Source organism: Paenibacillus sp. TC-CSREp1 (assembly GCF_050171015.1).
In the GTDB taxonomy this organism is placed as follows: Bacteria; Bacillota; Bacilli; order Paenibacillales; family Paenibacillaceae; genus Paenibacillus; species Paenibacillus silvae.
In genome coordinates, this window is the sequence record NZ_JBNOKM010000021.1 from 16820 (window position 1) to 31616 (window position 14797).

The window sequence follows — 14797 nt, forward strand, 5'->3', positions numbered from 1 at the left end:
AGTTTATTGCCGGAATTCTGACGATTCGGTGATCTGCCCGGACTTTACATGATCATGGCACGGGTGTATGATTCAAAGCGTAATTTGAATTTTAATTATATTGTACCTGAAAAACGAAACAGACGATGATATCGATCGGTCTTACATGCAAGATTTACGAACGATGTTTCAATCGCTGAGTTTCCATTCATCGTGGGTGGAAAACGGGGGAACCAACAGGATGGGCTGTATTACAGCAGCAGACATCCATGGGGTGAATTTTCCGGTGACAGCCGGAAATAGGGCGACTCTCGCGCCCGAATCCGTCAGCTAACCTCGTAAGCGTTAAAGGGAGAGGCAACAAACCGCACGCTGGTTCATGGCGTTTTCGCCATGGATTATTTAAGAAGCGTTTCGGAGGCCTTGGTCCCCACGCTTCTTTTTTGTTGTCTTTTCACGCCAAGGGAGGAACGAATGATGGATACAGAGATGATTTTAGTAACCGCACCAAATGAAGCTGGACGTAAATTTGTGAAGCTGCTAATGTACAAAAAAATGCCTTTTGCCGTTCTGACAAACAGTGCGGGTGAGGAGCGCAAGCTCCGCCGGATCGGAGTAGAGCATGTGATTCGTATGAATACAGCAGCAGCTCAAAAATGGTTTTTGCCGCAGACGAGCGTAGGCAACGTATTTATTTTTGAAAACAGTCTGAACCTGACTTGCCGTTACCTGCAGATTGTTCGCTCCTGGACATCCAAGTCTCTATGCGTGATAACGGAGCAAAGTCATCCAAAAGGCATTTATCGGGGCATGGGTGCGGACAAAATTGTGTATTCGTTAAATGGAGAAGTTGGATTCTTGCTTAATAGTTGCAATAAACTCGAAGCTGAAGCAAGCAGCTTATGATTGATCCTGTGTAAGGTGCCTGTTATAATTACAGGTATGGACTAACGGAATCCGAGGAGACTCATGCTTGTCGTGAGTCTTCTTTTTTATGGATACAGCATGCGCGCCCGGGATCGTCATTGAGTGGCGTACAAGGAGGAATTGGCTTGCCGGATATTGCCGGGTTGAAGTGGTTGTTTTTTGATGTAGGGGATACGCTGGTGGATGAATGGGAGCCTGTTGACGATATTATCGGGCAGTTTGTGCGTGAGGCGAATGCTTACGACTATCCTGTGAAAATTGAGGATGTACGGGAGCTGTTTGCACAATGTTACCAGAACTACGAACAATGGCCTATGAAGGTAGCCATACGGACATACATTCAGGATGAAGGTCACCGCAAACTGATTCAGGAGAAGCTGAAATTCCACAAAGAGCTGGAGCGGCCATTTCCTTCTGCAGCCAAGGTGCTCAAGCAGCTGTCGCAGCACTATCACATAGGCATTATTGCGAATCAGAGCCCGGGGACTGAAATGCGGCTGGAGAGTTATGGACTTCGAAAATATGTTCATGTACTGGCCTGCTCGGCAGAAGAAGGAGTGTCCAAGCCCGACCCGGAATTGTATGCGGTTGCCCTGAAACAGGCTGGTTGTGCCCCGGAGGAAGCGGTGATGATTGGAGATCGGATTGACAATGATATCGTTCCCGCTCGTAGTCTGGGCCTGCATACCATTCGTATTCTCCAGGGATATGGAAGGTTTCAGCCAGTGCAGTCAGAGCATGAGCGTGCAGACTGGACGGTTAAATCATTGGATGAACTGTTGCCGCTGCTCATACCTGATAACGATGCATCTTAGTTCATATGAGCATTAGGTTACATCAGGTCGAGTTAGAGGTTATATGCAGCTGGGCTGTATAACAAATGAAAGACTTAAAAAGGCTGATTCGCGTTGGTAATCGTACCAGACGGCGAGTCAGCCTTTTTTTATATTACGGGATTTTTGAAAGTTGAGATTATTCTGTCATCGGAGTGCAACTGTAAACGTCCTTAGTTCAGCTTATATATAAGTTAGAACAGCATAATAGTCTGGATAATCAGGTACACGTTCAGCACTACGATGATCGCAGCGATAATCCAGGAAACGACCTTGAGCCAGAGTTTATTAACAAACGGGCCCATGCTTTTTTTGTCACTCGTGAACATCACCAGCGGGATAACGGCAAAAGGCAGCTGCAGGGACAGTATAACCTGGCTCAGAATCAGCAGTTCCTCTGTTCCGCGTTCGCCCGCAATGGCGGTTACAATGACGGCCGGAATGATTGCGATCAGCCGTGTGACGAGACGACGCAGCCAGGCCGGAATACGAATATTCAGAAACCCCTCCATGACGATCTGTCCAGCAAGCGTACCTGTGAGGGTAGAGTTCTGACCTGATGCGAGCAAAGCGACGCCAAACAGGATGCTGGCAATGGTGGTGCCGAGCAGCGGAGTCAGCAGATGATATGCATCTGAAATCTCGGCAACCTGGGTCATGCCTGCGCTGTGGAATACTGCCGCCGATACAATCAGGATGGCTGCATTAATGAACAGGGCCAGCGTCAGTGCGATGGTTGAATCCATCGTGGTGTATCGAATCGCTTCTCTTTTCCCCTGAGCTGTCTGCTCGATCTGACGTGTCTGTACGATGGAAGAATGCAGATACAGGTTATGCGGCATGACCGTCGCACCAATGATGCCGATGGCAATGTAGAGCATAGCCGGGTTCTGCAAAAGCTCACTGCTGGGTACGAATCCGTGCAGTACACCGCCCATGTCCGGTTTCGCCAGAAAGAGGTCGATCCCGAAACAGAGCGCAATGGTGGCCATCAGCACGATGACAAGGGTCTCCAGTGCGCGGAAGCCTTTATTTTGCAGGACAAGAATGATCAGCACATCAACAGCGGTAATAATCACCCCATACAGCATGGGGATATTAAACAGTAGTTTCAGGGCAATTGCCGAGCCTATGACCTCAGCCAGATCGGTTGCTGCAATAGCGAGCTCACACAGAATCCATAACATCATAACTACAGGGAAGCTGAAGCGTTCACGGCAAGCCTGAGCGAGATCCCGTCCAGTAACAATCCCGAGCTTGCCTGCAAGAGATTGCAGGACTACAGCCATCATATTGGATATAAGGATAACGGATAACAAGGTATAACCGAACTGGGAGCCGCCTGCGATGTCCGTAGCCCAGTTGCCCGGGTCCATGTAGCCAACAGCGACGAGATAACCCGGACCGACAAAGGCGAGAAATTTTTTCCACCAGACTGCATTTTTGGGAACTTTCATGGAGCTGTGCGCTTCACCTAGTGACGGAGCAACTGCTGCTGTTGCATATTCACCGGATGGCGTATTGAACGGATTTCGTTGACTCATAGATGGATCACCTGACTTTACATTAAGATGGGGGCCGATTACCGGCTGAAAAAATCATGGAATTTGTATAACTTGCATTGGAACGAATATATAAATAGTGAAGTTGTGATAAATACGAATGTGGTTATATCTAAAATTTTATGTTCATATTTACATTGTACACACTCAATAGTTTTTGTCTAGTGCAACTTTTATGTATTGAGACAAAATGAAGGAAAAGAGCCTTGGAAGGATGTATAGAAGGAGCTTCAACAGGAATCATGTGAAGAGTTATAAATGGATGCATGAAATGAAGCCAAATGTAAAAGCTGTTAAAGAATATGATCTAAAAGCTGTTGAAGAATAGATGTAAAAGCTATTAAAGAACAAGGTCAAGGCGTTTCAAAACGAGCCAGAGGTTTAAAATGAATTGTAGGCAGTTCAAATTTTAACAGCGAAGGAGAGATTCTGATGGAAGCTTTATATACAGCAACAGCAACGGTAAAAGGTGGACGAACAGGTTCGGTAGCTTCTTCGGACGGTGTGCTGCAGCATGATCTGAAAATGCCGAAAGAGCTGGGTGGTGCCGGCGGTGAAGGGACAAACCCTGAGCAACTGTTTGCAGCCGGATACGGAGCATGTTATGAAAGTGCTCTGGCAAACGTAGCCCGCAAAGCAGGCGTGAAATTGGAAAATGTCGTGGTAACGAGCAACGTATCCATCGGTAAAGACCCGGCAGATGATGGCTTCAAGCTGGCCGTGCGTCTGGATGTAAGCATGCCGGGAGTCGATCACGGTCAGGCAGAGGAGCTTGCTCGCAAGGCGCATGACTTCTGCCCGTACTCCAAAGCAACACGCGGCAACATCGACGTTGTGCTGAATGTAGTGTGATTGCACAAATAAGTTGGCTCTTCTTCAAGAGTCATGCGTAAAATAAAGAGCAGGGTATCTTGCGATACCTCATGTTCAAGCACCAAGCCCTGCTGGCAGCTCAGCAGGGCTTGGTGCTTGGTTACCTGAATCTGACACATTGGGGAGGAAAATCCCCTAGTTAGCGCGTACTTTTTTACATAACAGAACAGTCAGTATAATCTTTCATGTTACATATTTATCACTTCATGCTACACATTTCCATAAGGGGGGACGGTCATGAGTATTGAAGAGATGATTGAGAGAAGATTTGTATGCACCAAATGCCGGGGCACGGATTGCAGCATCAAGGAGGTTTCGATGTCGGGAGCAGGGCTGAGCAAGGTGTTTGATATTCAGCATAATCATTATTTGTTTGTATCCTGCACGTCCTGCGGGTATGTGGAGGTTTTTAATCCGGATGTGCTCAAAGGAAAGAAGCAGGGACAAGTCGGCACCATTCTGGATATTCTGTTTGGCGGATGAGCGTTCTTGAGTTGACATTGACCTGAAATTTCTTTAATATGACTTAGTACGAAAAGTGTCAGTGTCATTAGCATGAACCAAATTTGAATTCACAGGTGATATCCATGTCTTATAGACCAAGTATTGCACAACTGCAAGTAGCCAGCAAAAATGAAAAAGACGGTTTGTACGAATTTACAATGAAACTGGTAGATGGTACACAGTGCCGTGTATTCTACTCCAAAGCACCGGAATGGAAAATGACTGCAATCAGCCGTCTGCAAAAGACACCTTGTCCTGTATGCCGTAAAGATTTCATCTGCAAATGCATGGATCAATGGTCAGGTGACCTGCATCAGCAAATGATCGAAGACGAATGGATGCAAAAAGCATTGGCTGAGTAATTGGCTGACTAATATGAGCGTAGGCACAGTGCCTGCGCTTTTTTTTCTTTTTTTTGCAAGAGAAAGGTTGTGCTTCAAAGTGGGTAAGTAATGTAACAGCGCCAGATGAGGAGGCTAACATGATGACAGTAGCTTTAAGGGATAAACATCAGGGGCACCCGATCGTTCTTGTGGATGGCGTGTGTCACTTCTGCCAGGGATTAACGAAATGGATTATCAGGCGGGACCCGGAAGGGAAATATCATTTTGCATCACTTCAATCGGATGTGGCTAAGGGGTTGCTGGAAAAGGGGGGCCTGAGCACAGACAGTATGGATACGTTTGTGTTGATTGAAGATGGAAAATACTATACTCGCTCAACGGCCGCATTAAGATTGGCTAAAGGTTTGAAATTTCCCTACCCGCTGTTCTACGGATTGATCATCGTTCCCAAATTCATTCGGAATGCAGTTTACAACTGGGTTGCGCGTAATCGGTACCGCTGGTTTGGGAAGGATGAAGCATGTATGCTGCCTACACCTGAGACTAAAGAACGATTTCTATAAGTATATAAGTAGCGGTTTTTCAGGATAATCTTCCATAAGTAAGAAATTGCCTGTAAGATGATTAATATCGGCAATTATTGGGTAATAACGCTGGTCACATTATTTTTACATTATTGGGAGGATAACAACTTGAAGAAATGGACGACAATGATTATCGGGGCTTTACTAGTAATGAGCTTGGCAGCATGCGGAAACGATAAAGACAACTCCGCAGCGCCGGCGACAGGAAGTGGATCAACAACAACGGAGAGCAACAACACAGAAGGACAGAGTGCGGCTGTTCCTACACTGGACGAATTGCTTGCCAAAACAGGTGAGGCAACTAAAGCGCTGAAAAGCTTCACTACGGAAGCGAATATTGATCAGCAAATCAAGGTGGATGCCGGAGAGCAATCTCAGGACCAGCAGGTGAAAACATCACTCAAGATGGATATCATTAAAGATCCGATGATGATCTATCAAGAGATGGAAATGGATATGTCCGGACAGAAGCAAAATGTGAAACAGTACATTACTTCGGAAAATATTTATTCCCAGGTTGGAGACCAGTGGGTAAGCATCCCTGAGGCCCAATCGAAGGAATTGATTGAGCAGATGAAAGCAAGCATGAATCCGGAAAAAGAACTGGATCAGTTCAAAAAAGTGAAAGACGATATCAAAATTACAGAAGAGGGCGACAGCTATGTCCTGAATGCAGATGTTTCGGGTGACAATGTCAAGGAATTGGCTAAATCCGTGATGGAACAAAACGGCTCAGATGCTCAAATGCAGGCTTTGCTGGATCAAATGAACATCAAGAGCATGAAAATGAAATATTGGATTAACAAAGAAACGTCTCTGCTTGAGAAAATGGATGTTGCGATGGTTATGGAGATGGAGCAAAGCGGTCAGAAAATGACAATGGACATGAAAATGGACACATCGTTCTCCAACCATGACAAGGTAGCAGAAATCAAGGTTCCTCAAGAGGCTTTGGACGCTGCAAAATAAGGAAACGCGGAACTGAATAAGGGAAACGTGGAACTAAATAAGGAACAATGGGAATGCCCCTGACTTTGAGTTCGGATTAACCAGTTGGTAGCCGGATGAGGAGCAGGGGTGTTTTTTTGGGACTTTGGTAGCAATTCAAAATGGTATAGAATAGACGGGGGAGCTTTATGTTTTTTGTTGCAGACACCGGAGAGGGGGCAATTCAGAGATGATTAGATATGCACATATTCATCATGTGAGCTTGGCGGTTCGAGATTTGCAGACGGCAAAAAAGTTTTATTCCGGCTTGTTAGGCATGCAGGAAATTGAACGTCCGCCGTTTCGTTCAACGGGTGCGTGGTATGCGATTGGCAGTCAGCAGCTTCATCTGCTTCAGCATCCAGAAGGGCATACGCTTCGTGAAGCAGGAATTGATACAACCGATGGGCATTTTGCACTATGGGTGGTCAGTTATTCGGAGACGATAGCCTGGCTGGAGCAGCAGGGCATCGAATATGAGGCAAGACCTGATAGCGTAGCTGGATTCGCTCAGATCTTTATTCTTGATCCTGATCGGAATATTATTGAATTTGGTGCACCTTACGGCTCTTAGGTAAAAAAGGTTAGAATAAATGTGTTGCTCGTCCAGAATTTGTATGATATAGTATCCATAAATTCATAGCACGTGACGGAAGCACCGTCCATATTCTGCATGTTCATGCGGATAATGGGCGGTGCTTTTTTGTGCTTTTTTTGCAGGGAGTGAAGCAGGAAGTGATTGTACTCAAAGTGGTGCTGGTATCGAGGGATAAAGATTATATTCGTGCCTGGCTCGATTATGTGCAGCGCAGCTCATTTGGCTCTCATATGCGGTTCATTGCCTTTTCCGAGTGGGAAGCATTCAGCAGTTATATGCTTGAACAGGCTGAACGAGAAATGCCCGATCTGCTTGTTGCTGAGCCCGAGTTTTTGAACCCTTGGCTGTTGAACGTTGGGGAACATTCCGGGGTCTCCTGGCTTCTTCTCAGTGAAGGACAGGATGAAGGACCTGAGACGAAGCAGCTTATGAAATATCAGCCATTACCTGTGCTGCTGGAAGCGGTAAGGAATGCATGCCGCCAGCCGCAAAGCCGGAGCAGTGCGCGTTCAGGTCGGAACACGTTAAGTATCGCTGTAGTGTCTGCTTCCGGAGGGAGCGGTAAAACAGCAGTCTCTCTGCATCTGGCCAAGCAGCTCGGGCTTGCTGGTTATTCTGTGCTCTATCTCAATCTGGAGACGATGGACAGCTCATTTCCTTTTCTGGAGAAAGGGTTTCGGCAGAGCAATAAAACTCTGGCTGATGCTGAAACGGGATTGTCGCGGCTGCTGTACGATCTGAAGGCCCACCGAAGGGCGGTGAGCGGGGAAAGGGTTCAGGTGCAGCGATCAGAGCAAAGACGAGAGTCCGGGCGAGTCCCGGCACAAGGCGTTAATGAAAAGGTCAGCAGAAGTTCAGGTGCTTTTTCAGACTTGCCTGACGATGCGATAACTACGGAGAAAATTAAAGCAGTGGAGGCGTATGTCATGCGGCATGAGACATTGAAGTCAGATGTGTTTTGGCCGTTAGCCAATCGGAAGGAAATGCTGCAGATGACGAAAACGGATACAGCTGACTTGATCCGGTTTCTGACCGGTTGTGGACAGTATGAGGTGTTAATTCTCGATGGGGACTCCAGCTGGGATGAACGAAGTGAAGGTGTACTCGAAAACGCGGATACGTTTGTCTGGCTGGTGAGGGATGATCTCGCTGCGATGCACCGATGGGGTCAATGGCTGCAGCATGCCGAGCGAACTCGGCCGGAGATGCTGGGGAGTGTATTGGAGCGTACATATTTTGTCATAAACGAACATCGGGAGCAGTTGCTTAATTCGCTGCCTAGAGTTGATCTGCATGTGGATGCGGTTCTGCCCTATATCCCTTCATGGAAGCAGCTGAATCAGGAGGATGTCATGTTAAGCTCGCCGATCTTCCAGCGTGAAGTGAAGCGGCTGTGTGACCTGCTGCTCCAGTCTGAAGATGAAGAACAGTGGCGTGCAGGACACATTCATTCAGAGGAGCTTTGGGTATGATGACAGAGCGGTCATGGAACACACTGGACCAGGAGGAGCAGTTTCAGCGGATACGCAGAGAGGTTCGTGCATCTCTCGATCTCACTTCTTCTGCAGGAGATGAGGAACTGTGGCAAGGGATTGAAAGGAAGGTTCTTGGTGATCCGAATCTGGAAGAACTGACTTCGGGCGAACGTCATGCATGGGTACAGCGATTGTTTGATTCGTTTCGCGGGTTGGACATCTTGCAGCCCCTCGTAGATCACCCGGACATTACGGAGATTATGATTAACAGTCATCAGGAGATCTTTGTGGAGCAGGAGGGGAATGTGAGGCGGCTTCCACTGCAGTTTGAGTCCAGAGAGCGGCTGGAGGATATTATTCAGATGATTGTTTCGGGAGTAAACCGGATTGTGAATGAATCTTCTCCGATCGTAGATGCTCGTCTCAAGGATGGGTCGCGGGTCAACATTGTGCTGCCTCCTATCGCGCTCAAGGGCCCAACGATGACCATTCGGAAGTTTCCTAGTGAACCGATGACAATGTCTGATCTGATTGAGAAGGGGGCCTTGCATCAGGAGGCGGCGATATTGTTACAGCAGTTAGTACGCAGTAAATACAACATTTTTATCGGTGGTGGAACCGGGTCTGGTAAAACAACTTTTCTGAATGCCTTATCACAGTTCATTCCTTCCGATGAGCGGATTATTACGGTTGAGGATTCTGCAGAATTGCAGATTGTGACGGTGCCCAATCTTGTATCTCTGGAGACGCGTAATGCCAATACCGAAGGAAAAGGCCAAATTTCTATCCGGGACCTGATCAAGTCCTCGCTGCGAATGCGTCCAAATCGCATTGTCATTGGGGAGGTAAGGGGGGCGGAGGCGCTCGATATGCTGCAGGCGATGAATACAGGACATGATGGTTCGTTATCCACCGGGCATGCCAATACAATCTCGGACATGATCAGCAGGCTCGAAACGATGGTGCTCAGCGGTGCAGAGCTTCCCGTTGCGGTTGTAAGACAGCAGATTAGTTCGGCCATAGATATTTTTGTCCATCTCTCCCGGATGCGGGATCATTCACGACGGGTGACCGAAATAAGTGAAGTCATCGGGATGCAGGAGGGTGAAGTGCTTCTAAACCCGTTATTTCGTTTCCAGGAGCAGGAGGAACGGGAAGGCCGCATTATTGGCGGATTGGTGCAAATAGGAAGACTGTTGAAGGTAGATAAAATCCGGATGGCTGGGCTGGGAGAATGGCTGGATCGATACATAGAGCAAATGGAAGGACAACACACGTGCTCAGGAGGAGGGGATCCAAGGTGAATCAGAGCAGCCAGACATTAACGGATTACACCGTATATATGCTCTCTGCAAGACAGCGGCTAATGTGTATGGTAGTCAGCGGTTCATTATTTTTCAGTGTGGGCCTGCTGTTTTACCACCACTTGCTTGCAGGAGCTGTATTGGCTACAGGCTGCATATGGGTGCCCGGGTTTTGGAGAAACGTACTGCTTGAACGCAGAAGGATGACACTAAGTCTGCATTTCAAACAAGCTCTTTATGCCTTGTCTTCGGCACTCGCGGCTGGGAAATCAGTCGAGAACGGTTTTAAGGAATCTGTAGAGGATCTGCGTATGTTGAATCCTGAGGCAGATACGGATCTGATCCGGGAGTTCACGATATTAAGAACACGAATGGAGTACGGGCAGCCAATTGAAGAAGCGCTGCAGGATTTCTCGGATCGGGCACAGATCGAGGACATTACAAATTTTGCAGATGTGTTTATTACATGTAAGCGAACAGGCGGTGATCTGGTGGAAGTGGTTCGTCGTACGTCCGCAGTGATCGGAGAAAAGCTGGATATACAACAGGATATTATGGTTGCTGTCGCACAGAAAAGATTTGAATCGAAGGTGATGTTTGCAGCGCCTTTCATTTTTCTGCTGTTTCTGAACCTGACAGCCAGCGATTTCATGGAGCCGTTATACAGCGGGATGGGATACCTTATTTCCACCGTGGCACTTGCTGTACTGGTCTGCTGTTATTTATGGATACATCGCATTATGGATATCAAAGTGTAGGGAGGTGAAAAAAATGCTGCTTCCCCTTGTCATTGCAGGAAGTTTGGGAGTGAGCTGGATCGTGCTTGATCGCACTCGGGGACCAACCTACAGACATTTACGGCAGCTTGATATGCAAGGTGTGCGTTTCAAAAAGATGCATGGCCCGTTTCTGTTTTTGCTGGAAAAGGTCGAAATAGGACGCAGATTACCTGTGCTTATGTTTCGTATGCAGCATGCTATTCAGAAGATGTACGGCATTCAGCATAGCGGTGAGAAAACGCTGCTCTATTGTGCCGAAATGTTGACATACACTTGGCTGATGCTGCTGGCTGGCTGTATGCTCGCACTCATTGGTGATACAGGCGGTGGCGGTATTGTCGGAGGGCTGGTGCTTGGAATTGCTGTACCGTTTGCCATGGTTAAGGATTTATACGCTAAAGTACAGCGGCGAGATCAGGATATTCTCATAGAGCTGCCTGAACTGCTCAATCGGATTGTGCTGCTGGTTGGAGCGGGGGAGACGGTGCAGAGGGCCATCATGCACTGTGTGGCAAGTCAAGGTGAGCGGCATCATCCGCTTTACAACGAATTAAGAAAGGCGGCGGTGGACTGGAATAACGGATACTCGTTCCAGCAAGCCTTTGAGCAGTTCAGCCGCCGCTGCGGTGTGCAAGAGGTGACGATATTTACAACGACGGTGCTGCTTAATTTTCGGCGCGGGGGAGGTGACTTTGTATTGGCGCTGCGGGATCTGTCACATGTACTGTGGGAGAAACGTAAGGCAGTGAGCCGGGCTAAGGGAGAGCAGGCATCTTCCAAGCTTGTGTTTCCCATGGTGCTGATCTTCTTTACGATCGTGGTTATGATCGGGGCGCCTGCTTTTATGATGATGAATATGTAGGTGGAATGGGGAAGGCGATTAATTGTATTGATAAGTGCAAGTGTACAAGCTTGAGAGGACAGGTGAATCAGAATGAAAGAGCAGGTGATTGAGATGAAGGCATATGCATCGGAAGTCATGAAGAACAAGGCAGCAGCTCTATGGAAGGAAGAAGAGGGGCTGGGCACGCTGGAGCTGATCCTGATTATCGGGGTTATCATTATTATTGCATTGATATTCAAGAAACAAATAACAGCGTTGATCACAAGTTTGCTTTCAAAAGTGGACACCAAAAGTAATGAATTTTTCCCGAATAGTTAGGCTGAGAAAGGAGGAAGGGAGCTTCACCATTGAAGCTTCCCTGGTCTTCCCGGTTATTCTGTTTATTCTGATACTGCTGCTGTTCTTCACGATATATATGTATCAAAAGGTATTTCTGAACCAGCATGCTTATGCAGCAGCGGAACGTGCCGCCTTCAGCTGGGACAACAGCCACAAACAAGCAATGACAGGTGAATATACTGCTGGAGAACAAGATTCCCTGTACTGGAGGCTGACGGATGACCGTCTCTTGGGAGCTGTGTTCGGATGGGCGGGTGCAGACAATGAGGTCACTGTGACTATAGCTGCTGGTGAGGGGGCCAGTCTCACGGAGAAGAAGCTGGCTCAGGCATCCGGCGGTATGCCTTTTGCTATGAGGGGCACGATGACGTACCGGAATGCGCTGATTCAGCGGAAAGTAACAACGAGGCTGGAGCAGGTGATTTCACTGCCGCTGCCTTCATTTTTGTTGGATTCAGGCAGTGGTGTAATTACACAGGGCTCGTCTGCTGCTGTAGAACCGGTTGAATTTATTCGAACAGTGGACTTGGCCCGTTACTACGGGGCAAAGTTCAAAGGCAAGGGAGGTAAAGCCGTCGTTTCAGCTGCTCAGGCTGGACAGGTTGTGCAATATTTTGGCAAAAGTAAAACAAAGTAAAGGGGGAGGGAGGCTCTGTTCAGAAAAAAAGACGGTGAAACCGGGGCCGTAACGCTGTTTCTGATTTTAATTCTGGCTGGAGTGTATATGTTTGTCGCGATCTTCATTGATTATGCACGCATCGCCGCTTTTAGAGTGCAGACGGAGCGTATGACACATGCTGCGATGAGATCGGTTATGTCTGCTTACGATACCTCACTGCGGGAGTATGGTTTGTTTGCGTATGGGGATAGCAGCGGGGAGGCCACTATGGCTAAAGTGTTAAATGATAGCGTGAAGCCTTCAGCTGTAAAGGATCGTTTCCCTGTTCTGGATATGCAGTGGGACACGACTTCACTCGGCATGGAGCGTGAGCTGGGCAGATATGATATTTTCAATCGCCAGATACAGGAGGATATGAAGTACAGGGCCCCGGTTGATTTTGTGCTGGAAGTGATTGATCGATTTAAACCGATGTCGGAGGAGATGAAGGAGGCGGCACATACGGTAGATCTATTGAAAAAGTTGCAAAAGCTCTATGACAAGCGTGAAAAACTGCTGGATGAAGCGATAGACAGTCAGGTTGAATCTGCGGATCAGGTTACAAGGCTTCCTGACTTGATTATGAAGCCGCCTGCACAGGCAATCTATGATGAAATGCTTGAAGAAACACCGAAGACAGCTGCAGAAGCAGCATCCCGATATGGCGATTATTTAAGCAAAAAGCAGGCAGATGAAGGTCTGCCTTTTATCGAACAGCAGTACATAGTTGAATTGGGGCGTTACCGGACAGGGGTTAACAGCATAGTTACAGGCATTAGCATGATTATACAGCCAGCGCTGCAGATACATCAGACCAGGCTTGTGGAAGCAGAGGCGAAGATTGAAGAGGCACGTCAAATCAACGAAGAGATGAAACGTGTGATTGCGGAAGGGGAGAACCGCGCTGAAAATGTCAGTTATGACGATGTAGGCAATTCGTCTCTGCCAGGGGCCGCCCTTGAGAAGACTGGTTCGGGTAGTGAAGCTAAAAGCACACGTTCTCTCGCTTCGGAGCTTGTACGAGAGGATGCTTTGTTTGATCGGTTAAAGTCTCGCGTGACATCACAGAATACGGAGTTCGCCAACGTTCGTAAAGACAGTATGGAGCTGAATACACAGCTCCGCAGTGTGACGGGAGAATGGGGCGTTCCGATCAAGCCTGCGGTCAGACAAGCCAGTCAAACGACGGAACGTTATATGAATTCTTATGAGCGGACGGGGCCTTCCAATCTCATTACGCAAAGCAAAGAAGAGCTTGAAACTGGCCGCGGTTCCGACGCGCAGCGCAAAGCGAATGACAAGCAGTCCAAAGGCAAGCTGCAAGAAATGAAACGGCTATTAACACGCATTGAGAAAGGAAGCTCTGGTGCACAGCAGGCGTTCAAGCAGCTTGAACAATATTATGATGCCAACATCGCATTGAATGAAAAAAGCTCCGAGCAAGCGGAAAAAGCCGAGATATCAAGTGATCCGTATGATTCAGGAGGAAATGCGATGAAAGGAATGGATCAGCTGTTTGGCGGTATGTCAGGCCTTCTAGCCAGCCTGGGCGATGAATTGTTCCAGAATGAGTACGCGCTCGCCTATTTTAATTCTATAGATTTTGGTCAATTGTTTTCCTGGACAGAAGGTGATGGTGAGGCCGGTGATATGTTCAAGCTGGAGAATCAGGAACTGGAATATATCATCTACGGATTTCACAATTCTTCTGGTAACATTGCGGCTGCATATGCAGAGATCTTTGGTTTGCGTCTTGCCATTCGAACGGCTGAAGGGCTGGCTGAGAACAGCAAGCTGGGTAATCCGCTGCTTGTTTTGTCTGCGGCCATTTTATACGGCATTACACATGCCATCGAGGACATGATGAAGCTGGCCAAAGAGGGCAGTGTGGAGCTGTCGAAATATATCAAGGTGAAGCTGACCTACAGAGATCATCTTCGTCTCTTCCTGCTTATGCACAGCAATAATGAACGTAAAATGTCTCGAATGCTGGCATTAATCCGAATGAATACGGGGGTAAACCCGGATGAAAAGTTTACATATGCTTCGGGTCAGATGCGCAGCAGCATCAAGCTGTGGTTTTTGCCTGGAGTCGTGCGAAGTATAGGTGCCGCTATGGGCAGCACAGATCAAGTGCAGGACGGACGTTTTTTTATTGAGCATAAGGCGGATTATTCGTATTGAACGGATGGAGAAATTTTGATGAA

At 47.6% G+C, this 14797-nt stretch carries 16 protein-coding genes and 1 riboswitch; of the genes, 15 read left to right on the forward strand and 1 reads right to left on the reverse strand.

From position 1 onward, the window contains the following. Nucleotides 1-163: 163 nt before the first annotated feature. Nucleotides 164-339: riboswitch (cyclic di-AMP (ydaO/yuaA leader) on the forward strand. Between the two features lie 114 nt (nt 340-453). Both ACQSGY_RS25710 and ACQSGY_RS25715 read left to right on the forward strand, forming a co-directional pair. Next, entirely contained in the window at nt 454-885 is a 432-nt protein-coding gene (locus ACQSGY_RS25710; RefSeq protein ID WP_427181488.1) for a hypothetical protein, read from the forward strand. A gap of 119 nt (nt 886-1004) precedes the next feature. After that, nucleotides 1005-1721 carry an HAD family hydrolase gene (locus tag ACQSGY_RS25715; protein WP_427181489.1) on the forward strand — a complete coding sequence of 239 codons (717 nt, stop codon included), beginning with the start codon at nt 1005-1007 and terminating at the stop codon, nt 1719-1721. A 212-nt stretch (nt 1722-1933) separates the two neighbouring features. On the opposite strand, the gene ACQSGY_RS25720 is transcribed toward ACQSGY_RS25715, so the two are convergent. Then, a complete protein-coding gene (locus ACQSGY_RS25720; RefSeq protein WP_216516329.1) occupies nt 1934-3283 on the reverse strand; it encodes an Nramp family divalent metal transporter in 1350 nt (449 codons plus the stop codon). Nucleotides 3284-3733: 450 nt separating this feature from the next. Between ACQSGY_RS25720 and ACQSGY_RS25725 the strand changes: the two genes are divergently transcribed. The 13 genes from ACQSGY_RS25725 (at nt 3734) to ACQSGY_RS25785 (ending at nt 14774) form a co-directional block, all read left to right on the forward strand. After that, entirely contained in the window at nt 3734-4153 is a 420-nt protein-coding gene (locus tag ACQSGY_RS25725; RefSeq protein WP_111270490.1) for an organic hydroperoxide resistance protein, read from the forward strand. Nucleotides 4154-4411: 258 nt separating this feature from the next. Further along, complete coding sequence (locus ACQSGY_RS25730; RefSeq protein WP_111270491.1) at nt 4412-4657, forward strand: zinc ribbon domain-containing protein; 246 nt, start codon at nt 4412-4414, stop codon at nt 4655-4657. Nucleotides 4658-4761: 104 nt separating this feature from the next. Next, entirely contained in the window at nt 4762-5040 is a 279-nt protein-coding gene (locus ACQSGY_RS25735; RefSeq protein WP_111270492.1) for a hypothetical protein, read from the forward strand. 122 nt (nt 5041-5162) lie between these two features. After that, nucleotides 5163-5585: a thiol-disulfide oxidoreductase DCC family protein gene (locus ACQSGY_RS25740; protein ID WP_427181530.1), complete on the forward strand. Its 423-nt coding sequence runs from the start codon at nt 5163-5165 to the stop codon at nt 5583-5585. Nucleotides 5586-5714: 129 nt separating this feature from the next. Continuing rightward, nucleotides 5715-6575 carry a DUF6612 family protein gene (locus ACQSGY_RS25745; RefSeq protein WP_427181490.1) on the forward strand — a complete coding sequence of 287 codons (861 nt, stop codon included), beginning with the start codon at nt 5715-5717 and terminating at the stop codon, nt 6573-6575. 208 nt (nt 6576-6783) lie between these two features. Further along, nucleotides 6784-7167: a VOC family protein gene (locus ACQSGY_RS25750; RefSeq protein ID WP_110898645.1), complete on the forward strand. Its 384-nt coding sequence runs from the start codon at nt 6784-6786 to the stop codon at nt 7165-7167. Between the two features lie 131 nt (nt 7168-7298). Next, nucleotides 7299-8663 (forward strand): hypothetical protein, encoded by a 1365-nt coding sequence (locus ACQSGY_RS25755; protein WP_427181491.1) that lies wholly within the window; start codon nt 7299-7301, stop codon nt 8661-8663. Next, nucleotides 8663-9970 carry a CpaF family protein gene (locus tag ACQSGY_RS25760; protein ID WP_427181531.1) on the forward strand — a complete coding sequence of 436 codons (1308 nt, stop codon included), beginning with the start codon at nt 8663-8665 and terminating at the stop codon, nt 9968-9970. Before ACQSGY_RS25755 ends, ACQSGY_RS25760 begins: the two co-directional genes overlap by 1 nt. Nucleotides 9971-10008: 38 nt before the next feature. Then, entirely contained in the window at nt 10009-10728 is a 720-nt protein-coding gene (locus ACQSGY_RS25765; RefSeq protein ID WP_427181532.1) for a type II secretion system F family protein, read from the forward strand. Between the two features lie 13 nt (nt 10729-10741). Next, nucleotides 10742-11611, forward strand: coding sequence for a type II secretion system F family protein (locus tag ACQSGY_RS25770; protein ID WP_427181492.1), 870 nt, complete (start codon nt 10742-10744; stop codon nt 11609-11611). A gap of 72 nt (nt 11612-11683) precedes the next feature. Then, nucleotides 11684-11911 carry a Flp1 family type IVb pilin gene (locus ACQSGY_RS25775; RefSeq protein WP_427181493.1) on the forward strand — a complete coding sequence of 76 codons (228 nt, stop codon included), beginning with the start codon at nt 11684-11686 and terminating at the stop codon, nt 11909-11911. Then, on the forward strand, nt 11889-12569 hold the full coding sequence (locus ACQSGY_RS25780; protein ID WP_427181494.1) for a TadE/TadG family type IV pilus assembly protein: 681 nt from the start codon (nt 11889-11891) through the stop codon (nt 12567-12569). Before ACQSGY_RS25775 ends, ACQSGY_RS25780 begins: the two co-directional genes overlap by 23 nt. Before the next feature lie 87 nt (nt 12570-12656). Next, nucleotides 12657-14774 carry a hypothetical protein gene (locus ACQSGY_RS25785; RefSeq protein ID WP_427181495.1) on the forward strand — a complete coding sequence of 706 codons (2118 nt, stop codon included), beginning with the start codon at nt 12657-12659 and terminating at the stop codon, nt 14772-14774. The last annotated feature ends 23 nt before the right edge of the window (nt 14775-14797 follow it).